The organism is Dactylosporangium sp. CA-233914 (assembly GCF_050942935.1).
GTDB lineage: Bacteria > Actinomycetota > Actinomycetes > Mycobacteriales > Micromonosporaceae > Dactylosporangium.
Genome location: NZ_CP192030.1, coordinates 6,515,639 through 6,541,850 on the forward strand (window position 1 = coordinate 6,515,639; position 26,212 = coordinate 6,541,850).

At 74.9% G+C, this 26,212-nt stretch carries 24 protein-coding genes; 16 read left to right on the top strand and 8 right to left on the bottom strand.

Annotated elements, in window-relative coordinates:
* Nucleotides 1-18 precede the first annotated feature (18 nt).
* Nucleotides 19-1,731 carry a helix-turn-helix domain-containing protein gene (locus ACQPY0_RS29140; RefSeq protein WP_432994824.1) on the top strand — a complete coding sequence of 571 codons (1,713 nt, stop codon included), beginning with the start codon at nt 19-21 and terminating at the stop codon, nt 1,729-1,731.
* 1 nt (nt 1,732) lies between these two features.
* Here the strand turns inward: ACQPY0_RS29140 and ACQPY0_RS29145 are convergent, their stop codons facing one another.
* Nucleotides 1,733-2,689: an NADPH:quinone reductase gene (locus ACQPY0_RS29145; RefSeq protein ID WP_432994826.1), complete on the bottom strand. Its 957-nt coding sequence runs from the start codon at nt 2,687-2,689 to the stop codon at nt 1,733-1,735.
* Nucleotides 2,690-2,860: 171 nt separating this feature from the next.
* Here ACQPY0_RS29145 and ACQPY0_RS29150 point away from each other — a divergent pair, with 171 nt between their 5' ends.
* From ACQPY0_RS29150 to ACQPY0_RS29165, 4 genes are read left to right on the top strand one after another with little or no spacing between them, the layout of a single operon-like run.
* A complete protein-coding gene (locus tag ACQPY0_RS29150) occupies nt 2,861-3,751 on the top strand; it encodes an NADP-dependent oxidoreductase (protein WP_432994828.1) in 891 nt (296 codons plus the stop codon).
* 12 nt (nt 3,752-3,763) lie between these two features.
* Nucleotides 3,764-4,414 (top strand): hemerythrin domain-containing protein, encoded by a 651-nt coding sequence (locus ACQPY0_RS29155; RefSeq protein WP_432994830.1) that lies wholly within the window; start codon nt 3,764-3,766, stop codon nt 4,412-4,414.
* Between the two features lie 8 nt (nt 4,415-4,422).
* A complete protein-coding gene (locus tag ACQPY0_RS29160; protein ID WP_432994832.1) occupies nt 4,423-5,166 on the top strand; it encodes a DUF4440 domain-containing protein in 744 nt (247 codons plus the stop codon).
* On the top strand, nt 5,163-6,575 hold the full coding sequence (locus ACQPY0_RS29165; protein WP_432994834.1) for an MFS transporter: 1,413 nt from the start codon (nt 5,163-5,165) through the stop codon (nt 6,573-6,575). The genes ACQPY0_RS29160 and ACQPY0_RS29165 overlap by 4 nt, the downstream gene beginning before the upstream one ends.
* Here the strand turns inward: ACQPY0_RS29165 and ACQPY0_RS29170 are convergent.
* From ACQPY0_RS29170 to ACQPY0_RS29190, 5 genes are read right to left on the bottom strand one after another with little or no spacing between them, the layout of a single operon-like run.
* Entirely contained in the window at nt 6,565-7,923 is a 1,359-nt protein-coding gene (locus tag ACQPY0_RS29170) for an aldehyde dehydrogenase family protein (RefSeq protein WP_432994836.1), read from the bottom strand. The two genes, ACQPY0_RS29165 and ACQPY0_RS29170, sit on opposite strands and share 11 nt — an antisense overlap.
* Nucleotides 7,923-8,978, bottom strand: coding sequence for a hypothetical protein (locus ACQPY0_RS29175; protein ID WP_432994838.1), 1,056 nt, complete (start codon nt 8,976-8,978; stop codon nt 7,923-7,925). Before ACQPY0_RS29175 ends, ACQPY0_RS29170 begins: the two co-directional genes overlap by 1 nt.
* Nucleotides 8,975-9,754, bottom strand: coding sequence for an arylamine N-acetyltransferase family protein (locus ACQPY0_RS29180; RefSeq protein ID WP_432994840.1), 780 nt, complete (start codon nt 9,752-9,754; stop codon nt 8,975-8,977). The genes ACQPY0_RS29175 and ACQPY0_RS29180 overlap by 4 nt, the downstream gene beginning before the upstream one ends.
* Nucleotides 9,741-10,748, bottom strand: a complete 1,008-nt coding sequence (locus ACQPY0_RS29185; RefSeq protein WP_432994842.1) for a 3-oxoacyl-ACP synthase III family protein — start codon at nt 10,746-10,748, stop codon at nt 9,741-9,743. The genes ACQPY0_RS29180 and ACQPY0_RS29185 overlap by 14 nt, the downstream gene beginning before the upstream one ends.
* Nucleotides 10,732-11,673, bottom strand: coding sequence for an IS701 family transposase (locus ACQPY0_RS29190; RefSeq protein ID WP_432994844.1), 942 nt, complete (start codon nt 11,671-11,673; stop codon nt 10,732-10,734). The genes ACQPY0_RS29185 and ACQPY0_RS29190 overlap by 17 nt, the downstream gene beginning before the upstream one ends.
* 157 nt (nt 11,674-11,830) lie before the next feature.
* On the opposite strand from ACQPY0_RS29190, the gene ACQPY0_RS29195 reads away from it, so the two are divergent.
* The 10 genes from ACQPY0_RS29195 (at nt 11,831) to ACQPY0_RS29240 (ending at nt 23,706) form a co-directional block, all read left to right on the top strand.
* The gene (locus tag ACQPY0_RS29195) at nt 11,831-12,436 is read left to right on the top strand and encodes an NAD(P)H-dependent oxidoreductase (protein ID WP_432994846.1); all 606 of its coding nucleotides are present in this window, start codon (nt 11,831-11,833) and stop codon (nt 12,434-12,436) included.
* Nucleotides 12,429-13,562, top strand: coding sequence for a 3-deoxy-7-phosphoheptulonate synthase (locus ACQPY0_RS29200; protein WP_432994848.1), 1,134 nt, complete (start codon nt 12,429-12,431; stop codon nt 13,560-13,562). Before ACQPY0_RS29195 ends, ACQPY0_RS29200 begins: the two co-directional genes overlap by 8 nt.
* 10 nt (nt 13,563-13,572) lie before the next feature.
* Nucleotides 13,573-14,343: a 2,3-dihydro-2,3-dihydroxybenzoate dehydrogenase gene (locus tag ACQPY0_RS29205; RefSeq protein ID WP_432994850.1), complete on the top strand. Its 771-nt coding sequence runs from the start codon at nt 13,573-13,575 to the stop codon at nt 14,341-14,343.
* Nucleotides 14,344-14,355: 12 nt separating this feature from the next.
* Nucleotides 14,356-14,979 (top strand): isochorismatase family protein, encoded by a 624-nt coding sequence (locus tag ACQPY0_RS29210; protein ID WP_432994852.1) that lies wholly within the window; start codon nt 14,356-14,358, stop codon nt 14,977-14,979.
* The gene (locus ACQPY0_RS29215; RefSeq protein ID WP_432994854.1) at nt 14,979-16,802 is read left to right on the top strand and encodes an anthranilate synthase family protein; all 1,824 of its coding nucleotides are present in this window, start codon (nt 14,979-14,981) and stop codon (nt 16,800-16,802) included. The genes ACQPY0_RS29210 and ACQPY0_RS29215 overlap by 1 nt, the downstream gene beginning before the upstream one ends.
* On the top strand, nt 16,802-18,217 hold the full coding sequence (locus ACQPY0_RS29220) for an MBL fold metallo-hydrolase (protein ID WP_432994856.1): 1,416 nt from the start codon (nt 16,802-16,804) through the stop codon (nt 18,215-18,217). The genes ACQPY0_RS29215 and ACQPY0_RS29220 overlap by 1 nt, the downstream gene beginning before the upstream one ends.
* A gap of 53 nt (nt 18,218-18,270) precedes the next feature.
* Nucleotides 18,271-19,359, top strand: a complete 1,089-nt coding sequence (locus tag ACQPY0_RS29225) for a sulfite oxidase (RefSeq protein ID WP_432994858.1) — start codon at nt 18,271-18,273, stop codon at nt 19,357-19,359.
* Between the two features lie 66 nt (nt 19,360-19,425).
* Complete coding sequence (locus ACQPY0_RS29230; protein WP_432994860.1) at nt 19,426-20,373, top strand: zinc-binding dehydrogenase; 948 nt, start codon at nt 19,426-19,428, stop codon at nt 20,371-20,373.
* 77 nt (nt 20,374-20,450) lie between these two features.
* Nucleotides 20,451-21,305 carry an alpha/beta fold hydrolase gene (locus tag ACQPY0_RS29235; protein WP_432994862.1) on the top strand — a complete coding sequence of 285 codons (855 nt, stop codon included), beginning with the start codon at nt 20,451-20,453 and terminating at the stop codon, nt 21,303-21,305.
* Between the two features lie 79 nt (nt 21,306-21,384).
* Nucleotides 21,385-23,706: a WD40 repeat domain-containing protein gene (locus ACQPY0_RS29240; RefSeq protein ID WP_432994864.1), complete on the top strand. Its 2,322-nt coding sequence runs from the start codon at nt 21,385-21,387 to the stop codon at nt 23,704-23,706.
* 95 nt (nt 23,707-23,801) lie between these two features.
* On the opposite strand, the gene ACQPY0_RS29245 is transcribed toward ACQPY0_RS29240, so the two are convergent.
* Both ACQPY0_RS29245 and ACQPY0_RS29250 read right to left on the bottom strand, forming a co-directional pair.
* Complete coding sequence (locus ACQPY0_RS29245) at nt 23,802-25,121, bottom strand: DNA polymerase IV (RefSeq protein ID WP_432994866.1); 1,320 nt, start codon at nt 25,119-25,121, stop codon at nt 23,802-23,804.
* Nucleotides 25,122-25,224: 103 nt separating this feature from the next.
* Nucleotides 25,225-25,752: a hypothetical protein gene (locus ACQPY0_RS29250; protein ID WP_432994868.1), complete on the bottom strand. Its 528-nt coding sequence runs from the start codon at nt 25,750-25,752 to the stop codon at nt 25,225-25,227.
* A gap of 9 nt (nt 25,753-25,761) precedes the next feature.
* On the opposite strand from ACQPY0_RS29250, the gene ACQPY0_RS29255 reads away from it, so the two are divergent.
* A complete protein-coding gene (locus tag ACQPY0_RS29255) occupies nt 25,762-26,205 on the top strand; it encodes a hypothetical protein (protein WP_432994870.1) in 444 nt (147 codons plus the stop codon).
* Nucleotides 26,206-26,212 lie beyond the last annotated feature (7 nt).

Here is a 26,212-nt window from a genome sequence, read left to right on the forward strand (position 1 = left end):
GGGTGTGTAGTGAAGCACGTGAATCCCGACAACGCTCACCACGGCCTCGCCACGCTCGTCGACGCCGCGCACGACCTCGCCGCCGGGACCGACCTGGAGTACCTCTTACCGGTCCTCGCCCGCCAGACCCGCCGCCTGCTCGGCTGCCCGCTGGCCTTCGTCGCCGTCCTGGACGACGAGCGCGCCGAGCTCGTCGTGCGCTCCGTCGACGGCCTCGCCTCCGGTCTCGCCCCCGGGCACCGCCTGCCACGCGACACGGGCCTCGCCGCCGCGGCGCTGTGCGGGCCGGGGCCGCACTGGAACAGCGCGGGGCCGACCGACGGGCTTCCGCCGGCGGAGGGGCTGCAGGCCGTCGTCGCGGTGCGGCTCGGGCAGGGCGGCCGGTTCGGGCAGCGGCCCTTCGGCGTGCTCTACGCCGCCGACCGCCGCGCCCGCGCCTTCACTCCCGGCGAGTGCGCGCTGCTCGGCTCGCTCGCGGAGCTGGCCGGGGCCGCGATCGAGAAGGCCCGGCTGCTGGAGCGCACCGCCGCGCGGCTGTCGGGGCTGGAGAACACGACCGCGCGGACCGCCGCCCGGCTCGGCCAGGTCCGCCGCCTGCACGACACCCATCACGCCCTCGTCGACCTCGCCGTCGCCGCCGGCGACCCGCAGGACCTCGTCGACGAGGCCGCCCGCCACCTCGACGGCGCGGTCCGCCTGCACGACGTCGACGGCCGGACGCTCGCGACCAGCCGCGACCCCTCCGGAGCCGAGGCGGCGTGGCCGGCGGCCCCGCCGGACGGCGGCGACGCGCCGGTCGCGCTCGACGACGGGACCTGGCTCGTGCCCGTCGCCGCCGGCGGCCGGCCGCTGGGCACGCTGCTCATCCGGGCCGCGCGGGTGCTCGACGGCGGCGAGCGGCAGCTGCTGCCGCTGATCGCCCAGGCCGCCGCGGTCGTGCTGCGCCAGCACGCCGGCATCCTGGCCGAGGAGCACGCCCGCGACGACCTCCTCGACGACCTGCTCGTCACCCCGCCGCGGCCCCGGCGCCGGCTGCAGCGCGCCGCCCACCGGCTCCGCCTCGACCTCGACCGGCCCCACGTCGTGATCGTCGCCCGCCCCGAGCCCGGCGCGGCCGGCGCAGCGCCGGCGGCCGGTTGGGCGGCGCCGTTCGTACGGCGCAGCGGCGGGATCGGCGCCGTCCGCGACGGGCACCTGATCGTCGTGGCCCCCGGGGCCGACCCCGGCCCCGCGGCGCGGGCCGCGACCGAGGAGCTGTCGGCGGTGCTCGGGGCGCCGGTGACCGTCGGGGCGGCCGGGCCGGTCCGCGGTGTCGCCGCCGTCGCGGGCGGGCACCGTGAGGCGTGGCGCTGCCTCGAGGCGCTCATCGCGCTGGACCTCACCGGGCGCGGGGCGTCCGGGCGGGAGCTGGGGTTCCTCGGCGTGCTGCTGTCGGGCCGGCAGGGCGTCGACACGTTCGTCGACACGGTGCTCGGCCCGGTCCTCGACCACGACCGGCGGCGGCTCACGGACCTGACCCGGACCCTCGACGCGTACTTCGCGGCCAACGGCAGCCCCACCAACGCCGCCGAACGCCTGCACGTGCACCCCAACACGGTCGCGCGGCGCCTGGAGCGGGTGAAGGAGCTGCTCGGACCCGACTGGCAGCGGCCGATGAAGGCACTCGACGTGCAGCTGGCGCTGCGGCTGTTCCGGCTCCGGCACACGCTGTCCGGGGAGCCCGGGGCATGACTCAGGCGCGCAGGACGACCCGCCGTCCGTGCAGCTCGCCGCGCTCGATCATCCGGTGCGCCTCCGCCGTCGCCGACAACGGCAGGTCGACCGTCACGCGTGGCCGCAGCCGGCCCGCGGCCAGGAGGCGGTTGATCGCCACCGCCGCCTCCGCCAGCTCGGCCGTGGTGGCGTGCGAGATGACGAAGCCGGTGACCGTGCGGTCGTGCATGTACAGGGCGCCGGCGGGCAGCACCGGGCGGGACGCGGCGCCCGCCAGCAGGACGATCCGGCCGCGGAAGGCGAGCAGGTCGACGACCGTCTCCAGATCGTTGCGGCCGGAGGTGTCCAGGTACAGGTCGATGCCGTCCGGGCACGCCTTGGCCAGGTCCGCGTCGCGGTAGTCGAGCACCTCCGCCGCGCCGAGGTCCCGGCAGTACTCGGCGTCGGCCGCCGAGGCGGTCGCGACCACCCGGGCGCCCGCCTCCACCGCCATGCTCACCAGCGCGGCGCCGACGTTGCCGGCCGCGCCCGCCACGACGAGCGTCTCACCCGCCCGCAGCCGCCCGTGGGTGAACAGCCCCAGGTAGGCGGTGCCGGCCGGGTGGACCATCGTGACCGCGGTCGCGGGGGCGACGGCGGGCGGCAGGCGGTACAACCGATCCATCGCCACCACGGCCAGCTGCGCGGCGGCGCCCTGCCGGCCCGCATGCCCCAGGCTGTTGCACCACACGGGCTCGCCCGGCGTGAACCCGCTCGTCCCGGCTGTGCGCACCACGCCGACGAGGTCCCGGCCGACCACGAACGGCATCGGCAGCGGCGTGCGGAACTGTCCCGAGCGCACGAACGTGTCGACCGGGTTCACCGTCGTCGCGTGCACCTCGACCAGCACGTCGGTCGGGCCCGGCACGGGATCGGGGAACTCGCCGAAGCGGATGACGTCCGGTGTTCCCAGCTCCTGCAGGTAAGCGGCGCGCATAAGCCCCGATTCTTCGCTGCCGGCCCGGTGGAGCCAACCGGATCAGTCCCTTTTCGTCAGGTTCACTCGCGCAGCCTAGGGCTGGCAATCCTAGGCAGAACCATCCGATTCAAACCCGGGCTCGCCGGTGCCACGGTCGTCTTGTCCGAATTTCTGAACAGGGAGTTGACCATGGCCCGTGTCGTGCGTTTCGAACAGTTCGGCGGCCCCGGCGTCCTCAAGGTCGTCGACGAGCCGGCCCCCGTCCCCGGCGACGGCGAGGTGCTCGTCCGCGTCCGTGCCGCCGGGCTCAACCCGGTCGAGTCCGGCATCCGCGGCGGGTTCCTCGACAAGGTGTACCCGACCACGTTCCCCTCCAAGCAGGGCCGTGACCTCGCCGGCGTCGTCGAGGCGACCGGCGAGGAGGTGATCGGCTGGACCGGCGAGCGCGGCACCCACGCCGAGCTCGTCGCCGTCCCCACCGCCAACCTCACCCCGCGCCCGGCCGGGGTGCCGTGGGAGGTCGCCGGCGCGCTGTACACCGCCGGCGCCGCCGCCTACGCCGCCGTGCGCGCGATCAGCGCCGGCGAGGGTGACACCGTCGTCGTCGCGGGCGCGGCCGGCGGGGTCGGCACCATCGCGGTGCAGCTCGCCCGGCACGCCGGCGCCACGGTCATCGGCCTGGCCGGCGTGGACCACCACGACTGGCTGCGCGCCCACGGCGTGATCCCGGTCGCCTACGGCGACGGCGTCGAGGAGCGCGTCCGCGCCGCCGCCGGCGAGAAGGTCGACGCGTTCGTCGACGCGTTCGGCGCCGACTACGTCGACCTCGCCCTGCGCCTCGGCGTCCAGCCGGACCGGGTCAACACCCTCATCAACTTCGCCGCGGCCGCCCAGCACGGCGTCAAGGCCCAGGGCAGCAACGACGCCTCCCGCCCCGAGGTCCTCGCCGAGCTCGCCGCGCTGGTCGCCGGCGGGCGCCTCGAGGTGCCGGTGCAGGCGTTCCCGCTGGAGCGCATCGCCGAGGCCTACGAGCTGCTGGAGCGCCGCCACACCCTCGGCAAGATCGTCGTCACACTGTAAAGGAGCATCACCGTGCCACAGCCACTCGACCCGTGGGGGATGGCCTGGGTCCACCAGGTGTACCGCCGCGAACTGGCCCTGCTCGCCGACCTCGTGGCCGGCGCCGCCGACGGCGACCGGGCCCGGGCCGCGATCGTCGCCGACCACCTCAAGGACATCACCGACTCGCTGCACGAGCACCACGTCGGCGAGGACGAGCTGCTGTGGCCGCCGCTGCTGCGGCGTGCCCAGCCGCAGGCCGACCTGGTGCACCGCATGGAGCGCCAGCACGACGAGCTGCACGGACTGCTGCAGGACGTCGCCAAGCTCACCCCGGCGTGGGTGGACACGGCGTCCGCGGCCGACCGGGACCGCCTCGCCGACGTGGTGGCCCGCGTCTCGGCGGTGACCAACGAGCACCTCGCTGACGAGGAGGAGCACGTCCTGCCGCTCATCCGCGAGCACATCACCGCCGAGGAGTGGCTCGCGTTCGAGCTGCGCGGCCACGCCTCCATCCCGCAGGAGAAGGCACTCGTCTTCCTCGGCATCGGCCTGCAGGACGCCACCGACCACGAGCGGGCCCAGTTCACCGGCGGCCTGCCGCCCGAGGTGCTGCAGTTCTGGGAGGGCGAAGGGCGTCAGCAGTACGACACGTGGCGCACCACCCTCCTCGGCGCGGCCTGACCGAAGCCATGACGGTCCGGCTCAACCACACGTTCGTCCCCGCCCGCGACCCGTGGCGCTGCGCGCTCGACCTCGCCGAGGCTCTCGGCCTGGGCGAGCCGGAGCGCTCGGGGCCGTTTCCCGCGGTGCGCCTCGCCGACGGCCTCCTGCTCGAGTTCGCCCCGGCCGACGGTGACGTGCGCGGCCTGCACTACGCCTTCGAGGTCACCGCCGCCGAGTTCGACGCGATCCTGGCCCGGCTGCGGGCGACGGGCCGGCCCTTCTGGGCCGGCCCGCTGCACCACGGCCCGGGCGTCGTCAACCGCTGGGGCGGCGGGCGCGGCTTCTACTTCGACAGCCTCGACGGCCACAGCCTCGAGGTCCTCACCCTCCCGGCCGCCGGTGGCGCCGCCTCACCGCAGGAGCTGGCCGCGCTCGTCGCCAGCGCCTACGCCCACGGCGACGCCGAGACGGCCCTGCGCCTGTTCGAGCCGGGCGCGCGGCTGGCCACCCGGCCCGGCGAGACCGTCACCGGCACCGGCCTGCGCGAGGCGATCGCGGGATTTCTCGGCGGGGTACGCCGCATCGACATCCGCGTCCGGCACATCTACGAGGCCGACGGGATCGCCCTCATCCTCACCGACCACGTCACCGAGCTCGACGGCCCCGACGGCGGCCCGGTCGAGGTGACCGGCACCGCCACCGACGTGGCCCGCCGCGGCCCGGACGGCCGGTGGCGCTACCTGATCGACAACCCCGGAGGGTCGTCATGACCGCAGAACCGCGTCGCCGGGGCGGGCTGCTGCTCGCCCTGCTCGGCCTCGCCCAGCTCATCACCTCGATCGACTACAACATCGTCTACGTCGCCCTGCCCCGCATCGGCGCCGACCTCGGCTTCTCCGCCCAGAACCTGCAGTGGGTGGTCAGCGCCTACGCGGTGGCCTTCGGCGGGTTCCTGCTGCTCGGCGGGCGCGCCGCGGACCTGGTCGGACGGCGGCGCGTCTTCGTCGCCGGGCTCGCCCTCTACGCGCTCGCCTCGTTCGCCGGCGGCCTGGCCGGCACCCAGGGGCTGCTGGTGGCCGCCCGCGCGGTGCAGGGCCTCAGCGGCGCGCTGCTGTTCCCGGCCACCCTCTCGCTCGTGGTGACCTCGTTCGAGGAGGGCCGCGAGCGCAACCGGGCCTTCTCCGTGTGGGCGGCCGCCGGCGCCGGCGGCATGGTGCTCGGCTCTCTGCTCGGCGGCGTGCTCACCGAGGCGTTCGGCTGGGCCGCGGTGTTCTACGTCAACGTCCCGCTCGCCGCCGTCGCCATCGCCGGGGCCGCGCTGCTGCTGCCCGCCGACGGCCCCCGTGCCACCGGCCGGTTCGACGTCGCCGGTGCGCTCACCGCCACCGCCGGCGTGACCCTCGTCGTGTTCACCCTCGTGCAGGGCCCGGTGCGGGGCTGGACGTCACCGGCACTGCTGGCCACCGCGGCGGGCGGGATCGTGCTGCTCGCCGCGTTCGTGACGATCGAGGCCAGGACGTCCTCGCCGCTGATGCCGCTGCGGCTGTACCGCAACCGCAACCTCAGCACCGGCGTCCCGCTCACCCTGCTGTTCATGGCGACGTTCGGGACGCTGCTGTACTTCCTGACCGTGCACTTCCAGCACGTGCTGGGCTACTCGGCGCTGCAGACCGGCCTGGCGTACGTGGTGCCGATGGCCGCGGGCGCGGTCGGCTCCCTGCTCGGCGGGCGCCTCGCCTACCGCCACGGCAACCGCGCGACCCTCGTGACCAGCCTGCTCGTCGGCGGGGCCGCCGCGGTCGGGCTCGGCCTGGGCATCGGCGCCGCCCACTCGTACCTCGCGCTGCTGCCCGCGATGGTGGTGCTCAACGTCGCCCAGGGCGTCATCTTCACCACGATGTTCGCCGCCGCGACGACCGGCACCGCCCTGTTCGACCAGGGCATCGCCTCCGGCATCGTCTCCACCGGCCAGCAGGTCGGCTCGGCGGTGGGCCTGGCCGCGCTGGTCGCCGTGGCCAACGCGGGCGGCGGCTCGGCCGGGCTGCGGGATGCCACCCTGGCCGCGGCGGCCGGCATCTTCCTGACCGTGCTGGTGGCCCTGAACTTCCGCCGCGCGGCCGCCCCGGCCACCGAGGGAGAGGGAGAACTCGTCACGCGGGTATCGAAGGTCAGCGGATGACCGTCTTCGTGCGCATGAGGAACTCGCCCAGGTAGGCGTCGTGCGGCACGCCGGGGCGCAGCCAGTGGGTCGGGTGGTCGCCGACGTAGACGTTGCTGATGGTCGGCTCGTCGAGCAGGTCCTCGACGAGGCCGGGGTCCTCGGTGAACACGGTCAGCACCAGCGAGTCGCGCAGCGGGGCCGGGCCGTTCGCCGGCGACCACGGCGCCACCCACACGCACGGGAAGGGCACCTCCACGCGCAGCTGCCGCGCGTCGGCCCGGTCGACCTGGAAGACGGCGGGGCGCAGGGCCGCGCTGCCGTCGCCGAGGTCGTCGGCGATGCCGTCGCCGCCGAGCCACGGGCGGGTACCGCGGGCCTGGGCGAGCACGAACGACTCCATGGCCCGGGCGCCGGCCAGGTTCTGCACGGGCAGGACCGCCTTCGGGTCCTCGGGCGGCAGGCTCGGCAGGGCGGAGAGCCGCTCCGCGATCGCGCGGGCCAGCGGTGCCGGGTCGCCGTCGACGAGGACGGCGGTGGCGTTGATGCACGCCACGCCACCCTGCCCGGCGACCGAGTCGACGATGGTGTCCAGGTGCCGGCGCCAGTCGGTGCCGGCCGTGAGCAGGATCTTCGCGCGTCCGGGGCCCTGCGGCAGGACCGTGCTGCCGGCGTACTTCGCGACCACGTCGTCGCCGCCGTAGACGAGGCCCAGGTCGGCGCCGGACAGCAGCTCGCCGGCGGCGTCGTGGTCGGTCGGCAGCAGTGCCACCTGGGCAGCCAGGCCGGCCCGGTGCAGGGCGGTGACGAGGCGGTGCGGGGTGAGCGGCTCGCGCCGCGACGGGCGAACCGCGACCCGGTAGCCCAGGGCCAGCGCCTCCAGCCACAGCCCGTGCGGGCCCGGATGGTTGCCGGCCGCGTGGACGGCGAACACCTCGCCGCGCCGCGTCCACACCGCGCTGCCGCGCTCGGTGGCCGGGTCCCGCCAGTCCTCGACAGCGCCGGTCGGGCGGGGCAGGCCCGTGGTCTGCCCGGCCAGCCGCGCGGTCTCGGCGATGGACGCGGTCGCGGCCCGCACGACGGCGAGCGGCACGCCGGACACCCGGGCCACCGTGTGCTCGTACTCGGCGAACGACAGCCCCGCGACCTCGTCCTCGACGAAGTGGCGGGCGGCGGCCGCGAGCGCGGCGATGCGCTGCGCGGAGGGCAGCGGGCGGGCGGCGCGCAGGGCGGCGAGGGTACGGCTGACGTAGAGCCGCGGCACGAGGGACAGCTCGGCGGCGGGGGCGCCGGTGACGTCGGGGACGCTCTGGCGGCGGCGGGCGCGGTAGGAACCCTGCGGCCCGATCGCGTCCAGCGTGATGCCCATCAGTAAACCCCCTCGATGACGGCCTCGTCGTCGAACGTGGCGACCGGGGCGACGTCGGCGACCGAGTCACCGACCTGCCCGTCGACGCCGCGGACGCGGGTCGCGTAGTCCCGTTCGAGGTTGTTGGGCAGGAACAGGCTGCGGCTGACGTGGTTCATGACGACCTGGCCGCGCTCGCCGTATTCGACGGTGTCGCCGGTGCCGGGGTCGATGACCCGGAAGCTCATGTGCGGGGAGAACGGGTCGTAGACGCACGGGTCGTCGTCGGTCAGGCCCGGCCGCTCGCTGGCGTTGCCGAGGATCATCGTGGAGCCGAAGCCGCTGTACAGCACGATGTCCGGGAACACCTCGGTGCGGTACAGGTGCCGGGTGTCGGGGTCCATCTGCGTGCCGACCCAGTTGATCGCGCGCACCTTGGCGTTGACGAGCTTCACCAGCTCGTCGCGGCGGGCCAGCCGCTCCAGCACCGGCGGGGTGATCATGAGCACGCCGACGTCCTGGCTGTGCAGGATGTGGGCGACCTGCTCGACGAGGTGCTCGCCGTAGGCCGCCGCCTGCGCGCCGTCGCCGGCGGCGAGGAGCCGCTTCACCCAGCGCGGGTCGAGGTCGACGGTGAACGTGAGCCCGCCGCGCAGCGCCGCCTGCCGGGCGATGACCGGCCCGACCATGTGCGGGCCGGACGGCACCACCGACAGCCAGTTGACGCCGTGCGGCACGCCGTGGCGGTCCAGCTGCTCGCTGCTCCAGGCCAGCAACTGCTCGAGCCAGTCGCTGAGCAGCACGATCCGCTTCGGCGCGCCGGTGGTGCCGCCGCTGTCGAAGACGCCGAAGACGTCCGGGCGCGGGCCGTACCCGCGCGGGATGAGGTCCTCGACCCGGGTGGAGCGCAGCTCGCCGGCCACGTTCGGGAACCGGGCCAGGTCGTCGAACGTGGCGATGTCGGCGATCGGGTCGAAGCCGAGGGTGCCGGCCCGCTGCAGCCAGAACGGCGACCCGGTCGCGGGGGAGAAGTGCCAGCGCAGCGTCTCGCGGAGATACTCGTCGGGGTTCGTCACGGTCTGCTCCCAGGCGCGTCGTCGAGGATGACGCCGGCGGCCCTGGCGACGGGGTCGCGGGGCAGCCGGTCGAGGTCGATGCCGAAGTACTTGCGGTAGGCGGCGAAGACGGCCGCGTCGTCGGTCAGCTCGGTGGCGACCCCGTCGACGGTGAGCCGCCGGCCGCGCAGGGTGGCCCGGCCGCCGTCGGTGGGCAGCGAGCAGAACACGTCCTGCAGGAACGGGGAGTCGGGACAGGTACGCCACCACCACAGCGTCGGGCGGAAGTCGTCGAGCCGGGCCGGGCGGTCCTCGACGCGGTACAGTGGCCGCCCGTCGCACGTCACCTCCCCGTCGCGGACGTGGAAGACGCCGTGCGGGTCCGGCTGCGGGCCGGGATCGTCCAGGCGCAGCGGGCGGCGGCTGTTGCGGCCGAACCCGGTGTCGACGAGCCACGGCACCCCGCCGACGCTCACCCGCAGCGCCAGGTGGCAGTACGGCGGGCCGAGCCCGTCGGGCCGGAACACCCGCCCCGGCAGGATCTCCACGTCGTAGCCGAGCGCGGTGAGCAGCATCCCGAAGGCCGGGTTGGTCTCGTAGCAGCCGCCGCCGCGGCGCTGCCGCACGATCTTGTCCACGACCCGGCCGCCGAGGTGGATCTCCTCGTCCAGGTGGTAGCCGAGGTTCTCGAACGGAACCGTCAGCACGTGCCGTTCCTGCAGGTGCCGCAGGCCTTCGAGGTCGGGGCGGGCCGGGCGGACCGCGCCGATGCGGTGCAGATACTCATCGACTTGCATTGGTACTCCTTCCTGGGCCGGGCCAGCGCAGCAGCGCGAACCCGGCCGACATGCCGCCGCCGAAGCCGGCCAGCAGGACCAGATCGCCGGGGCGCAGCCCGGCCCGGGCGTGGTGCAGGGCGATCGGCACCGAGGCGGCCCCGGTGTTGCCGACCTCGGCGCCGCTCACGGCGGTGCGCCCGGCGCTCACGCCGACGGCTGCGGCGAGGTCGGCCACGAGGTTCGGGTTGGCCTGGTGCGGTACGAACGCGGCGAGACCCTCGGCCCGGACCCCGGCGTCGCGCAGGAAGTCGCGGATGCCCGGGGCGACCGTGTCGAGCACGAAGTCGCGCACGGCCCGGCCCTCCATGGCGAAGTAGTGCAGGCCGGCGTCGATCGAGTCGGCCGAGGCCGGGATGCGGCTGCCGCCGGCCGGCACGCGGATCAGCGGATGGGCCTCCGGGAACGTCGCCAGTCGCGCGGCGAGCAGGCTCGGCTCGCCCGGCCCCAGGACCATGGCGCCCGCGCCGTCGCCGAACAGCACCGCGGTGCGCCGCTCCGTCGGGTCGAGGATGCGGGAGTACACGTCCGCGCCGATCACCAGCGCGGGCCCGCGCAGCAGCCGCGCCGCCGTCGCCAGGGCGAAGACGAAGCCGCTGCAGACCGCGTTGAGGTCGAAGGCGACCGTTCCGGGGCGAACGCCGAGCTCGTCGGCGACCAGGGATGCGGTCGGCGGCTGCGGCGAGTCCGGTGTCGAGGTCGCGACCAGCACCAGCGACAGCTCGCCGGCGCGGACCCCGGCGTCTTCGAGGGCGGCGCGCCCGGCGGCGACGGCGAGGTCGGAGGTGGCTTGATCGGGCTTGGCCCAGCGGCGGGTCCGGATGCCGGTCTTGCGGGCCACCCACTCGGCGGTGACTCCCGCCGGACCCGCGACCGTGTCGTTGCCGACGACCTGGTCCGGCAGGCACACCCCGGTCCCCAGCACCGCGACGGCGGTATCAGGCAGCGTCAGCACGGTACGTCACTCCGTTCAGGGCGAGCAGGGCGTGCGCGGCGGAGGCGAGGGTGATGTGGCGATGCCAGCCGGCGAACGAGCGTCCGGTGAAGTCGCGCAGCCCGGCCCGCTCGCCGAGCGTCTCGAGGTCCGCGTCGACGCGGTCGAGCAGCGCGGCGGGGTCCGGGGTCCGGCCGGCGACGTCGGTGAGCCAGCCCTCGTCGAGGAGGGTCAGATCGTGCCCGTCCAGGCGCACCGCGCGCCGCCGGCGGTGCGGGTCGATGCGGATGAGCCGGGCCGCGGGCAGCGGGCCGTGACCGTAGCCGGGCAGCGGCGTCGCGCTCCACAGTGCAGTGCCGGGGTCGACGCGGGCGAGGACCGGCGCCCCGGCGGCCCGCAGCCGTCCGATCAGCCCGGCCGCGTCGGCGCCCCGGGCGTCCACGACGACGGGCAGCGCGTGGTCGCCGTCGGCGTGCTCCAGGTACGCCTCGGCCAGGCACTCGCCCAGCGCCCGCGGATCCGTCGGCGCGTCCAGGTGCAGCCGCCACCCGACCGGCACGGCCCGCCCGATGGTGGCCGCCCACACGCCGACGGCGTGCTGGGCGTTGAGGGAAGCGCCGCGGGTGGTGCAGAACCGCCGCGCCACGCCGACCGAGTGCGCGCCCGCCTTCGGGATGATCATCGAGCGCAGCACCCACGCCTGCGGCGGCGCGGCGAGCAGCAGGTGCCGGCGCAGGGCCCGGCGCACCGGCGCCCAGTCCCAGGTGGAGTCGCTGACGAAGTGGTGCAGCCGCTGCTCGCCGGCCCGGCCGCCGATGTTGCGGATCGACTTGCGTCCGGGGGTGCGCAGCAGGCCCTCCACGTATTCGGTACCGCGGCGGCGCTGGTCCTTGCGCGGCAGCGCGGCGAACAGTTCGGCGCACAGGAGCGATAGAGCGTCGGCCATGCGGTTCACCGTGCCGGGCCGGGCGGAGCCGTGCCTAGGTGCTGCGGCCACCACGCTTCGCGTCGAAATGGTGGTCCTGGCTGCGTTCGCCTGCCTACTTGACATACTGAACTGGTAGGAATTGCGACCGGTTTCGGCGCCGCCGACGATGGGCCGCATGACCAACGTCGCTGTCATCTACTACTCCTCGACCGGCAACGTGTTCCGGCTCGCGGAGGCCGCCGCCGACGCCGCGGTCAAGGCCGGGGCCGAGGTCCGGCTGCGCCGGGTGCCGGAGCTGGTCGACGAGCCGGCGACCACCGACCGGGACGCCTGGCGGCGCAACGCCGAGGCCACGAAGGACGTGCCGGTCGCCACCCTCGACGACCTCGAGTGGGCCGGCGCGATCCTGCTCGGCACCCCGGTCCGCTTCGGCCTGCCCGCGCCGCAGCTGCTGCACTTCCTCGACACCGCCGCGGAGCCGTCGATCGCCGGGCGCCTCACCGACAAGGCGGTCGGCGCCTTCGCGTCCGGCTCCGCCCCGCACGGCGGGCAGGTCAGCGCGATCCTGGCCCTGCACAACACGTTCTGCCACTGGGGCGCGGTCATCGTGCCCACCGGCTCCACCGACGCGGTGCACTTCCGCCCGAGCAACGGCAACCCGTACGGCGCCAGCAACGTCTCACGCAACCAGCCCGGCAACGTCACCGACGACAACCTCGCCGCGGTGGAGTACCAGACCCGCCGCACCATCGCGATCGCCGCGGGGCTGGGCAATGGCTGACCTCCGGGCGCTGCCCGCCGCGCAGCAGCCGGACTGGGGCGACCCGGCCGGCCTCGCCGCCGCCACCGGGGAGCTCTCGCACCTGCCGCCGCTGGTCCGCGCCGCCGACGTCCTCGCCCTGCGCCGCCGCCTCGCGCTCGTCGCCGCCGGCGAGGCGACCGTGGTGCAGGCCGGGGACTGCGCCGAGGACCCGGACGAGTGCGGCTACGGCGACGTCGTGCGCAAGGCCGGCCTCATCGACATGCTCGCCGGCGCCCTGCAGCAGGCCACCCGCAAGCCCGTCGTGCGCGCCGGGCGCCTCGCCGGGCAGCTCGCCAAGCCCCGCACCCGCCCCACCGAGGTCGTCGGCGGCCGGGAGCTTCCGGTGTACCGGGGGCACCTCGTCAACGCCCCCGAGCCCGACCCGCACCGGCGCCGCCCCGACCCGGCCCGCCTCGTCGCCGGCTACCACACGTCCCGCGAGGTCCTCGCTCACCTGGCCCGGGCGGCGCCGTACATCTGGGCGAGCCACGAGGCCCTCCTGCTGGACTACGAGGTGCCGCAGCTGCGGCGTACCGCGTCCGGGCGGCGGCTGCTGGCCTCCACCCACTGGCCGTGGATCGGCGAGCGCACCCGCCGGCTCGACGGCGCCCACGTCGCCCTGCTCGCCGGGGTGCTGAACCCGGTCGCGTGCAAGGTCGGCCCGTCGATGAGCCCCGAGGACCTGGTCGCGCTCTGCGCCCGCCTCGACCCCGACCGCGAACCCGGCCGGCTGACCCTCATCGCCCGCCTCGGCGCGGCGTTCGTCGACCGGGTGCCGCAGCTCGTCGCGGCCGTCCACGCCGCCGGCCACCCGGTGATCTGGCTCGTCGACCCCATGCACGGCAACACCGTCACCACCGCCCAGGGCCTCAAGACCCGCTACCTGGAGACCGTCATCGAGGAGGTCCGGGCCTTCCAGTGCGCGGTCCGCGGCGGGGGCGGGGTCGCCGGCGGGCTGCACCTGGAGACCACCCCGGACGACGTCACCGAGTGCGCCGCCGACGCGTCGCACGCCGAGCGGGTCGGCGACAAGTACACCACCCTGTGCGACCCGCGGCTCAACCCATCGCAGGCCATGGCCGTCATCGCGGCCTGGAACGGCTGAGGAGGCAACCGTGCACGACAGGATCGCGCTGGTGACCGGCGCCGCGGGCGGCATCGGCGCCGCCGTCGTCGAGGCGCTGGCGAAGCAGGGCGCGCTCGTCGCCGCCCTGGACCGCGATGCCGCCAAGCTCCGCGACGCCACGAAGGGCCTCGTCGCCGAGGGGCTGCGGGTGCTCGACGTGCCCGCCGACGTCACGCGTCCGGCCGAGGTCGAGACGGCCGTCGCCACCATCGAGGCGCGCAACGGACCCATCGACTACCTCGTCAACGCCGCCGGTGTGCTGCGCCTGTCCGGGGCGGCCGGACTCAGCGACGAGGACTGGCACGCCACCTTCGCCGTCAACGCCACCGGCGTCTTCGTCGTCAGCCGGGCCGTCGTCAACCGGATGGTGCCGCGCGGGCGCGGCGCGATCGTCACCGTCGCGTCCAACGCCGCCGACACCCCCCGGCAGGGCATGGCCGCCTACGCCGCGTCGAAGGCCGCGGCCACCATGTTCACCAAGTGCCTCGGCCTGGAGGTCGCCGCGCACGGCATCCGCTGCAACCTCGTGGCGCCCGGCTCCACCGACACGCCCATGCTGCGCGGCATGTGGCAGGACGACACCGGCCGCCGGGCCACCATCGACGGCCGCCTCGACGCCTACCGCGTCGGCATCCCGCTGCGCAAGATCGCCAGCCCGGCCGACGTCGCCGACGCCGTCGTGTTCCTGCTCTCCGACCGGGCCGGCCACATCACCATGCACGCGCTGACCGTCGACGGCGGCGCCACCCTCGGCGTGTAGGAGAACCCCGACATGGCCATGGCCCCGATCCCGCCCTACCCGCTGCCCACCGCCGAGGACCTCCCCGCCAACGTGGCGCGCTGGCGCCCGGACCCGGCCCGGGCGGTCCTGCTGATTCACGACATGCAGCGGTACTTCCTGAGGCCCTTCGACCCCGCGTTCCGCGAACGGCTCGTGGCGAACGTGGCCGAGCTGCGCCGCGGGGCGGGCGGTCCGGTGGCGTACACCGTGCAGCCCGGCGGCATGACGAGCGCCGAGCGCGGCCTCCTGGCCGACTTCTGGGGCCCCGGCATGCGGATGACCCCCGAGGACCGCGAGGTGGCCGAGCCGCTCACGCCCGAAGCGGACGACTGGGTGTTCACGAAGTGGCGGTACAGCGCCTTCTTCGGCTCCGACCTGCTCGCCCGGATGCGCGAGGCGGGCCGCGACCAGCTCGTCGTCTGCGGCGTCTATGCCCGCATCGGCGTGCTCACCACCCTGGTCGAGGCGTTCAGCCACGACATCCAGCCGTTCCTCGTCGCCGACGCCGTCGGCGACCTCACCGCCGAGGACCACCGCCAGGCCCTCGAGTACGCGGCCGCCCGCTGCGCCGTGGTCACCACGACGGCCCGGCTGCTGGCCCCGGCGGTGCTCTGATGGACCCGTTCGCGCTGCTGCACCGCCCGAACGCCGCCGACGGCGTCGAGCTGCTGACCGGCCACTTGTCCACGGTGGACACGCTGGCCGAACTGCCCTCGCCGGCCCTGGCCCTGGTCCCGTTCCGGCAGATCCGCGAGCGCGGCTTCGAGTTCGTCGACGACGACGCCGAGCTGGTCGCGCTGCACATCGCCGCGCGATCCGTGCTGCCGCTGCCCCTCGCCGCCGAGCTGCTGCCCGATGTCGCGGTACCGCTGTCCGGCGGCGCCTTCACCGGCAACCGCTACGACGAGGCGGTCCGGCGGGTGATCGACGAGGAGATCGGCACCGGCGAGGGCGCGAACTTCGTCATCCGCCGCACCTTCAGCGCCGCGATCGACGACTACCGCCTCGCCCACGCCCTGTCGTGCTTCCGCCGGCTGCTGCTGCGCGAGTCCGGCGCCTACTGGACGTTCCTCATCCACACCGGCGACCGCACGCTGGTCGGCGCCACCCCGGAGCGGCACGTCAGCGTCCACGGCGGCGAGGCGGTGATGAACCCGATCAGCGGCACGCTGCGCTACGGTGCCGGCGGCCCGACGGTGCCGGACGTGCTGGAGTTCCTCGCCGACGCCAAGGAGACCGACGAACTGGCCATGGTCCTCGACGAGGAGCTGAAGATGATGGCCCGCATCTGCCCGGACGGCGGCCGCGTCGACGGGCCCTACCTGCGGCCGATGGCGAGGCTGGCGCACACGGAGTACTTCATCCGGGGCCGCACCACCCTCGACCCGCGGCGGATCCTCCACGAGACCCTCTTCGCGCCCACCGTCACCGGCAGCCCGCTGGAGAACGCCTGCCGGGTCATCGCCCGCCACGAGCGCCGTGGCCGCGGCTACTACAGCGGCGTGGCCGCCCTCATCACCCCGGACGAGCTGGACTCGGCGATCCTGATCCGCACCGCGGACATCTCCGCGTCCGGCCGCGTGACGATCGACGTCGGCGCCACGCTGGTGCGTCACTCGGACCCGCGCGTGGAGACCGCCGAGACCGAGGCCAAGGCGGCCGCGCTGCTGGACGCCCTGCGCGGCCCGGTCGCGCCCGCGCCGCGAGCCCCGGACCTCGCCGCGGACCCGGCCATCGCGTCGGCGCTGGCCGGCCGCAACGAACACCTGGCGCGATTCTGGCTCACGCCCGAGCGCCCCGATGCGGCGCTGGCGGGCCACCGGGCCCTGGTGGTCGACGCCGAGGACACCTTCACCGCGATGCTGGCACTGCAACTGCGCGCCCTGGGCATCGCCACCGACGTCGTCCGATACGACGACGCGGCGCCGGCCGGCCACGACCTGGTGGTGCTCGGCCCGGGCCCCGGCGACCCGCGCGAGCTGACCCACCCGAAGATCGCCCGCCTGCGTGCCCTCCTCGACGACCTCCTCGAGTCCGGCCGACCGTTTCTGGCGGTGTGCCTGAGCCACCAGATCCTCAGCGGTGCCCTCGGTCTCGGCCTCGCCCGCCGCCCGACGCCGAACCAGGGCGTCCAGCGCCCGGTCGACCCGTTCGGCCCGGTCGGCTTCTACAACACCTTCGCCGCCTACGCCCGCGACGACGAGCTGCTGCTGCCGTCCGGCGCCCGCGTCGAGGTCACCCGCGACCCGGCCTCGGGCGAGGTCCACGCGCTGCGCGGCCCGGCCTTCGCCTCGGTGCAGTTCCACCCGGAGTCGGTCCTGACCCGGCACGGCCCCGGTATCCTGGCCACCCTCACGGAGCCGCTGCTGCAACCGGCGGTCCGCTCCTCCCTCGCGAAGGTTGTCGCCTCCCCTCGAATCCGCATAACGTCGCACTGATGGTGCACGTGGTGGTCGTGGAGACCGGCGAGCTCGGTGATCGCAGCTATCTCGCCCACGACGGGCACACCGCGATCGTCGTGGACCCGCAACGCGACCTCGACCGCTTCGAGGCCGAGCTCGACGCCCGCGGCCTGCGGGCCGGCCTGGTGGTGGAGACGCACCTGCACAACGACTACGTCTCCGGCGGCCTGCAGCTCGCCCGCCGCCACGGCGCGCCCTACGCGCTCAACGCCGCCGACCCGGTCGCCTTCCAGCGCCGGGCCGTCGGCGACGGGGAGGAGCTGACCGCCGGAGGGTTACGGGTCCGGGTGATCGCCACGCCCGGACACACCGACAGCCACCTGGCCTACGCGGTCACCGGCGGGGACGGGCCGGCGGCGGTGTTCACCGGCGGCTCGCTGCTCTACGGCAGCGTCGGGCGCACCGACCTGGTCGACCCGGCGCGCACCGACGAGCTCACCCGGGCGCAGTACCGCTCCGCCCACCGGCTGGCCGACCTGCTCGACGACGACGCCCGCATCTTCCCGACGCACGGATTCGGCAGCTTCTGCACCTCCGGATCGGCCGCCGGCGGCGCGGACAGCACGCTGGGCCGCGAGCGGCTGCGCAACGACGCGTTCACCGCCGGCGGCGAGGATGATTTCGTCGCCCGGCTCGTCGCCGGCCTCACCGCCTACCCGGCGTACTACGCCCACATGGGCGCCCGCAACCGCGAGGGCGCGGGCCCGATCGACCTGTCCCCGCCCGTGCGGGTCAGCCCCGCCGGCCTGCGCGAGCGGATCGCCGCCGGGGCGTGGGTGGTCGACCTGCGCGACCGCACCGCGTTCGCCGCCGAGCACCTGGCCGGCACCATCGGCATCGCCCTGGGCCCGCAGTTCGCCACCTACCTCGGCTGGCTCATCCCGTGGGGCACGCCGCTGACCCTGATCGGCGACACCCCGCGGCAGATCACCGACGCCCAGCGCCAGCTCGTGCGCATCGGCATCGACCGGCCCGACGGCGCCGCCGCGGGTGCCCTCGACCGGCTCGCCGGCGGCCACCCCACCCGCGGCTACCCGCGGGCCACCTTCGCCGACCTCGCCGCCGCGCGGCCTCCCTTCGCCGGCCCCGCCGCCGCGCGGGCCCCCTTCGCCGACGTCGCCGCCGCCCGGGCCCGCGAGCCGCGCACGGTGCTCGACGTGCGCCGCGACGACGAACGCGTGCACGGTGCGATCCCCGGCTCCGTGCACATCCCGCTGCACACGCTGCTGGACCGGCTCGACGGCGTGCCGGCCGGGCCGGTGTGGGTCCACTGCGCCAGTGGCTTCCGCGCCTCGATCGCCGCGAGCCTGCTCGACCGGGCCGGGCGCGACGTCGTGCTCATCGACGAGGACTACGACGCCGCCGTCGCGGCCGGCCTCGCCACCGGCTGACCCGCTGCGGCGAATCCCGCCGGCCACCCTCCCGGGCCGAATACGCTGCGATGGTGGGCACCTGGAACAAGCGCGACGACATGCTCGTGCACAGCCTCGACCCGTACAACGCCGAACCCTCGCCGGACGCGCTGGCCGGGCAGCCCATCACCCCGGTCGACACCTTCTACAGCCGCAACCACGGCCACGTCCCCACCCTGGATCCCGCCACCTGGCGCCTCACCGTCGACGGGCTCGTCGCACGGCCGCTGGAGCTGTCCCTCGCCGACCTGCGCGAGAAGTTCGAGCCGCACACCGTCACCGCGACCCTGTGCTGCGCCGGCAACCGCCGCGCCGAGCTCATGGCCGTCCGCGACATCCCCGGCCAGACCCCGTGGCGGTCGGCCGCCGTCTCCACCGCCCGCTGGAGCGGCGCCCGCCTCCGCGACGTCCTGGCCGCCGCCGGACCGCACCACGACGCCCGCCACGTCGCGTTCACCGGCGCCGACCACGCCACGAGCCTCGACCCGCCCCAGCCGTTCGGCGGTTCCATCCCCGCCGCCAAGGCCACCGCCGCCGAGGTCCTGCTCGCCTGGCGGATGAACGACGAGCCGCTCCCCGCCGTCCACGGCGGCCCCGTCCGCGTGATCGTGCCCGGCTACATCGGTGCCCGCAGCGTCAAATGGCTCCAGCGAGTCACCGCGCGGCGCGAGCCGTCCGCCAACCATTTCCAGGCGCTCGACTACCGGCTCCTGCCGGCTGACGCCGACCCCGCGGCGACCCCGCCCGGCGCGGGCCTGGCCCTCGGCGTCGCCGCCCTCAACGCCGCCGTCCTCACCCCGGCCCCCGGCGCACCGCTCACCCCCGGGACCCACACCGTGCACGGCTACGCGCTGGCCGGCGAGCATCGCGCGGTCACCCGCGTCGACGTCTCCACCGACGGCGGCACCACCTGGCGGCAGGCCGTCCTCGACCCGCCGGCCGGCCCGTGGGCCTGGACCCTGTGGCACGCCCTCATCCACCTGCCGCCCGGCCCGGCCGAGATCGTTGCCCGCGCCTGGGACGACAGCGCCGCGACCCAGCCCGAGCACCCGGACGCCCTGTGGAACCCGCTGGGCTACCTCAACACCGCCTGGAGCCGTGTCGACGTCGTCGCCGGATGAGGCAGATGACCGCCCGCGGCTCTCACTTCGCCGCTCCGGCGTCCGGGCTCGGCTAGCGTCGCGGCGATGAAGGCAGTCGCGATCCGTTCCTTCGGCGGCCCCGAGGGCCTGGCCGTCATCGACCTCCCGTCCCCGGCCCCGGCGGCCGGCCAGGCCCTCATCGCCGTGGAGGCGATCGGCGTCGGCGGCGTCGACGCGCTGATCCGCCGCGGCGCCCTGGCCGCGTACGGCTTCAAGGAGGGCCACATCCCGGGCGGCGAGGTGGCCGGCACCGTCACCGCGGCCGGCGACGGCGTCGACCCCGCGTGGATCGGCCGCCGCGTGTGGGCCTTCACCGGCACCGGCGGCTACGCCGAGCAGGCGGTCGCCCCGGCCGGCGAGCTGGTCCCGTTGCCGCCCGGCCTGTCCGCCGTCGACGCGGTCACGCTGGGCAGCGCCGGCGTGGTAGCCCACTTCGGCCTGGCCCACGCCCGCTTCGCCGCGGGCGAGTCGGTCCTGGTGCGCGGCGCGGCGGGCAGCCTCGGCATCCTGACGGTCCAGCTCGCGGCCCGCGGCGGCGCCGCGGCGGTGGCGGTCACGACGTCGTCCCCGGAGCGCGGCGAACGCCTGCGCCGCCTGGGCGCGACGCACGTGCTGGACCGCTCGGGGCAGGGCGCCCCCGGCGCGTACGACGTCATCGTCGACGTCGTCGCCGGCCCGGACCTGCCGTCGTTCCTCGCCCGGCTGAACCCCAACGGCCGCCTGGTCGCGGTCGGCGCGGTGGGCGGCCAGCCCCCGGCGGACCTCGGCACCGCGTTGATGGCGGCGTTCCAGCGATCGCTGACGTTCGCGACGTTCAGCGCGGCGACGGTACCACCACCCGCCCGCCAGGCCGTGCGCTGCGAGCACTTCGCCGCCGCGGCGCGCGGCGACCTGCGAGCGGTGGTCCACGAGGTCCTGCCCCTGGACCAGGCCGCCCTGGCCCACCGGATGATGGACGCCGGCGAGGTCTTCGGCCGCATCGTGCTGCGCTGACCTGCGGCACCCGGCGACCAGCGCGGGGTGCATCGCCTCGCGCCTTGCCTGTGCGTCGTCTCGCATACAGTTGCCCGGTGAGGCTGCGGACATGGACGAGCGGAACCCCGTCGGGCCGCCCGCCGGTCGTCCTCCTGCACGGCGGCCCGGGCCTGTGGGACTACCTGCGCCCGGTGGCCCGGATGCTCGATCCGCTAACCCGCGTCCACCGCTTCGACCAGCGCGGCTGCGGCGGCTCGGACCCGTCGCCGCAGCACTCGCACTCGATCGCCCGGTCCGTGGCGGATCTGGAGGCGCTGCGTCGCCATTGGGGCCATGAGCGCTGGATCGTCGTCGGGCACTCGTTCGGGGCGAGCCTGGCTCTCGCCTACGGCTTCGCCCATCCTGAGCGGACCGCCGGCCTCGGCTACCTCAGCGGCGTCGGGGTCGGCGACTGGCGCGGCCCGTACGGTCGGGAGCGCGACCGGCGCATGACCGGCCAGCGGCGGCGCCGGCTGGCCGAGTTGGAGGCGACGCCGGACCGCTCCCGCGCGCAGGAGACCGAATTCCGGACCCTGGCCTGGTTCACCGACCACGCCGATCCGGTCGCCGGGTGGCGGTGGGCACTGACCGACGCGCGAACCGAGAAGCAGATCAACTACGCGGCCAACGCCATGCTCGGCGCCGAGGCAGCCCGGTGGTCCGATGCCGACGTGCTGGCGAGGGCGCGGTCACTGGACATGCCGTGCCGGTTCATCCACGGACGCGAGGATCCGCGCCCGAGCCGGACCGTCGCCGCTCTCGCCGCGGTGGTCCCGGACGCGCGGATGCACACCATCGCCGGGGCCGGCCATCAGCCCTGGCGGGAGCGCCCCGCCCAGCTGCAGCGCCTGCTCCGCGGCCTGATCAGGTCCGCATGCGTGCCTCGGGTCGCGCCGGGGAGGTGTCCGTAATCGGTTGCGGCCTCGCCACGCGAGCCTCGCAGCCCAGCTGGCCCCGCCCGCATCCTCCGGTATCCCGCGCTTCGGGGGAATGTGGGGGTCCGCACTGGAACCCGAAACCCGCGAGGAACAGGTTGTTGTGATATTTCAGCATGAGTTGGCGTTTGCGGCGTTGTCGGGGTGGTCGGCGGTACAGGTTGACGACTTGCGGCGATTGGTGGCGCTGGGCGCGGCGTCGGACCGGCTGGGTGATCTGCTGGCGGCCGCAGGAGTCCTGTCCGAGGTGAATCCGGCCGGGTTGGTGCTGGCGTTGCGTGCCGCTGGTGAGCGGGGCCGGGCGTGGGCCGCGGTGGTGTCGGCGGCGGGGTTGCCGGCGGCGGGGTCGTCGATGGCGGGGCAGGGTGAGCGGTTGCGAGTGGCGGCGTCGGGCTTCGCGGGTCTCGATGCCGCGGTGCGTGCCCGGGTGGCCGGCTGGGGCGGCAGGTCGCTGGTGGATCCCGTATGGAGCACGGCACCGACGGCGCTGAGTGTCGCGCTGACCGGCCACACGGACACGGCGAAGACGGTGGCGGCGGTGTCGCTGCCGGACGGGCGTACGTTGCTGGCCTCCGCCGGCGACACGACGGTGCGGTTGTGGGACCCGAACACCGGGGAGCCGGTGGGTGCGCCGCTGACCGGCCACATCGACCTGGTCCACACGGTGGCGGCGGTGCCGCTGCCGGATGGTCGTACACTGCTGGCCTCCGCCGGCTCCGACGGCACGGTGCGGTTGTGGGACCCGGCGACCGGCGCACCCGTGGGCGCACCACTGACCGGCCACACCGACTGGATCCGGACGCTGGCCGCCGTGCCGCTGCCGGACGGTCGCACGCTGCTGGCCTCCGGAAGCGGCGACTGCACGATCCGGTTGTGGGACCCGAGCACCGGCGCACCGGTCGGCGTCGCGTTGACCGGTCACACCGACGTCGTGCAGGCGCTGGCGGCGGTGCCGCTGGCGGACGGGCGCACGCTGCTGGCCTCGGCCGGCGACGACGAGACGATCCGGTTGTGGGACCCCACCACCGGCGCACCCGCCGGTGCGCCGCTGACCGGCCATACCGACTGGGTCCAGGCGCTCTCGGCGGTGCCGTTGCGGGACGGGCGCGTGTTGCTGGCCTCCGGCAGCGACGACAGGACGGTGCGGTTGTGGGATCCGAGCACCGGCGCATCGGTTGGAGTTCCGTTGACGGGCCACACCGACGCGGTACGGGCGGTGGCGGCGGTGCCGTTGCCGGACGGCCGCACGCTGCTGGCCTCCGCCGGGGACGACAGGACGGTCCGGTTGTGGGATCCGAGCACCGGCGCGCCCGTGGGCGGACCGCTGAGCGGCCACAGCAACGCGGTCCAGACGGTGGTGGCGGTGTCGCTGCCGGACGGTCGCACGCTGCTGGCTTCCGGCAGCGGCGACTGCACGGTGCGGTTGTGGGACCGGACGACCGGCGCGCCGCTGACCGGGCACAGCGACTGGGTGCTCGCGGTGGCGGTGGTGCCGTTGCCGGACGGTCGTACGCTGCTGGCGTCGGGCGGTGACCAGACGGTGCGGTTGTGGGATCCGGCTACCGGCGCGCCGGTGGGTGCGCCGCTGACCGGTCACACCGACTGGGTGCTCGCGGTGGCGGTGGTGCCGTTGCCGGACGGCCGCACGCTGCTGGCGTCGGGCGGTGACCAGACGGTGCGGTTGTGGGATCCGGCCACGGGCGCGCCGGTGGGTACGCCGTTGACCGGCCATACCAACATGGTGCTCGCGGTGGCGGCGGTGCCGCTGCCGGACGGCCGTACGCTGCTGGCGTCGGGCGATGACGAGACGGTGCGGTTGTGGGATCCGATCACGGGCGCGCCGGTGGGTGCGCCGCTGACCGGCCATACCAACGTGGTGCAGACGGTGGTGGCGGTGTCGCTGCCGGACGGTCGCACGCTGCTGGCTTCCGGCAGCGATGACAGGACGGTGCGCTTGTGGGACCCGGCCACCCGTGCAACCGTAGGGGCGCCGTTGACCGGCCATACCCACTGGGTCCGGGCGCTGGCGGCGGTCCCGCTGCCGGACGGCCGCACGCTGCTGGCCTCCGCCGGGGATGACAGGACGGTGCGGTTGTGGGACCCGAGCACCGGGGAGCCGGTGGGTGCGCCGCTGACCGGCCACACCGACGCGGTACGGAACGTGGTGGCACTCCCGCTGCCCGACGGCCGGATGCTGGTGGCCTCCGGCAGCACCGACAAGACGGTACGGTTCTGGGACCCGGCCACCGGGGAGCTGGTGGGCCGCACTGAGCTGCCGGCAGCGGTGCGTGCGTTGGCTGCGCTACCGGGCGGCCACTTCGCTGTCGGCTACGGCAACCAGGTCGCCGTCATGCGGTGGCGGGTCAGGCACCGGTGAGCCGGTAGGCCGGCGCGGCGCGGTGAGGACCAGAGGATGGCGCGCAGTGCCGCGGAGACGGCCATGAGCCGTCGCGGCGGCAGCGGCATCGTTCGTCAGCGCCAGTCGGGTGGGTCGCTCCGGTGCAGGGCCGGGTCGTCGGATCGGAAGGTGTGGACCGGGCCCGGGGGCGTCCTGGGGCCCTCGAAGCGGACCGTCACGCGGTTCAGGCCGGCGCCCCATACCCAGCCGGGGCCGTGCACGTCGTGGCGGACGTCCTGGCCGGTGCGCCACTCGGTGTCGGGCGGTGGCGGTGGCGGGGTGTCCGGCTCGGCGGGGGCTTCGGGGGTCGGGGAGGCTTCTGCGGTACTGACGGGAAAGAGGCTGTCCTGGGCGAACTCCGACAATGCCGAGACGCCGACGCCCAGCAGGCGCAGGCCCGCCGACACGTCGATGTCGGCCAGCAGGCGGCGTGCCGCCTCGGTGATGGGCCCCGGCTCGTCGGTCGGCTGGGTCCGGGTCGTGGCGCGGGTGATCGTCGTGAAGTCGAAGTAGCGCGCCTTCACCGTGACCGTGCGGCCGGACAGGCCGGCGGCGCGCAGGCGCTGGGCGACCCGGGCGGCGAGCAGGTCGAGCTCGTGCTGCAGGCGGCCCCGATCGGCGACGTCGGTGCCGAACGTCTCCTCGGCCGAGATGGACTTGGTGTCGCGCTCCGGGGTCAGCGGGCGGTCGTCGTCGGCCCGCGCCAGGCGGTGCAGCGCCGTGCCGTGCGCCTGGCCGAACCACGCCAGCAGGTCGTCGAGGTCGCGGGTGGCCAGCTCGCCGATGGTGCGCACGCCGGCCTGGCGCAGGCGCTCCGCGGTGGCCGGGCCGACGCCCCAGAGCTTGGTGACCGGCAGCGGGTGCAGGGTCGCCAGCTCCTCGCCGGGCCCGACGACCGTCAGGCCGTCGGGCTTGTGCAGGTCGGAGGCGATCTTCGCGACGAGCTTCGAGGTGCCGATGCCGACCGACCCGGTGACGCCGCCGGTCGCGGCGGCGATGCGGGCCTTGATGTCACGGGCCAGGGCGGTGACGGCGGAAACGGCGCAGTCGCCGGCGGACAGGTCGACGAACGCCTCGTCGATGGAGACCTGCTCGACGACGGGGGAGACCTCCCGCAGCAGGTCCATGACGACCGTGCTCGTGCGCCGGTACGCCTCGAAGCGCGGCGACAGGTAGGCTGCGCCGGCGGGCAGGCGCCGCCGCGCCTCCGCCATCGGCATGGCCGAGCGGACACCGTAGGCTCGCGCCTCGTACGACGCCGTGGCGACCACCCCACGCCCGGCAATGCCCCCGACAACGACCGGCTTCCCGCGCAGCGACGGCTTGTCCCGCTGCTCGATGCTCGCGAACGCGGCGTCGAGGTCCAGGTGCATGATGCTCGCCTCGCGCCTCACCCCGCCATTGTGCTACCGCAGCGCGGCTCGCCAGCACGCAACGCGACGTAGTCAGCAACCGCCTCGCCCTCCCGAGGAGGAACCGGATCCGTTCGAGGGGGCGCTACGGCAGGACGGCTTCGGGGTCGTACGCCGAAGCGAGTTGCATTTCCTCGCCCAGTTCGTGCCGTAGTTGGTTCACGAGCTTGCGTTCCAGTTCCCAGAAGACCAGCAACTTCGCCCTGAGCTCAGGATCGTGCTCGGCGGCGGCGATCGCGATTCTTCGGGCGGCTCGGGACACCGCGTGCGCCTGGTTCACCGTCTCCTGGCCCAGCGCGACAAGTTGAAGCTCGGTGTACGTCGTCTCGATGGCCTCGCGGAAGGCTTCGCCGCTGTCGTTGAACGCCGGCCTGGGCGCGGTGCCGTCCGGGTTGCGGACTACCGAGATCTCCTGCGGATGGGAGGTGGCATACGTGATGTACGCGCGGATCGCGATCAGGTGTCTGGAGAACGCCGCCCTTCTGGACTCCGAGGCATGCCGGACTCGCTCCTGCTCCCAGGCCTGCTGCTGCGCCCGGGTGCTCATTCTCGTCCCGAGCCACACGCCCAACAATGCACTGATCGGGCCGGCCAGCGCCGCGAGAAGGTTCATGATTGAAGTGTGACGATCCCGAGCAAGGCCTCCAGCAGCACCTTGCTGTGCGTCGAGCGGGCCGACATCCGGCAGACCGGCGACGAGCACACGCTGATCCTGGCCGCTGCGGGCGTGCACGTTCTGCTGATCCGGCTCCGCTACGCCGGCTGGGTCGACGAGGTGATCAACAGTGCCGGCGCGGTCGCCACGTGGGCGGTCAACGCATGGACCCTGGTCGGCCCGGACCTGTCCCTCGAATTCGACGGAGGAGCCGCCGTGATCCTCGGCGCCCCGCGTCTGCTCCGGCTGCGCCTCGACGTGGACGATGACACGCTGGAGCAGGTGCGGGCCGCGCTTCCGAGATCCTCGGATGCGCCTGCTTCCTGGTCGACACGCCGCAGGTCGTGTCGCCGTGTGAGTGTCAGGGTGCTGGCGGGCGGTGCGCCACGCCGTGGGCAGGGCATGCCGTGATGACCGG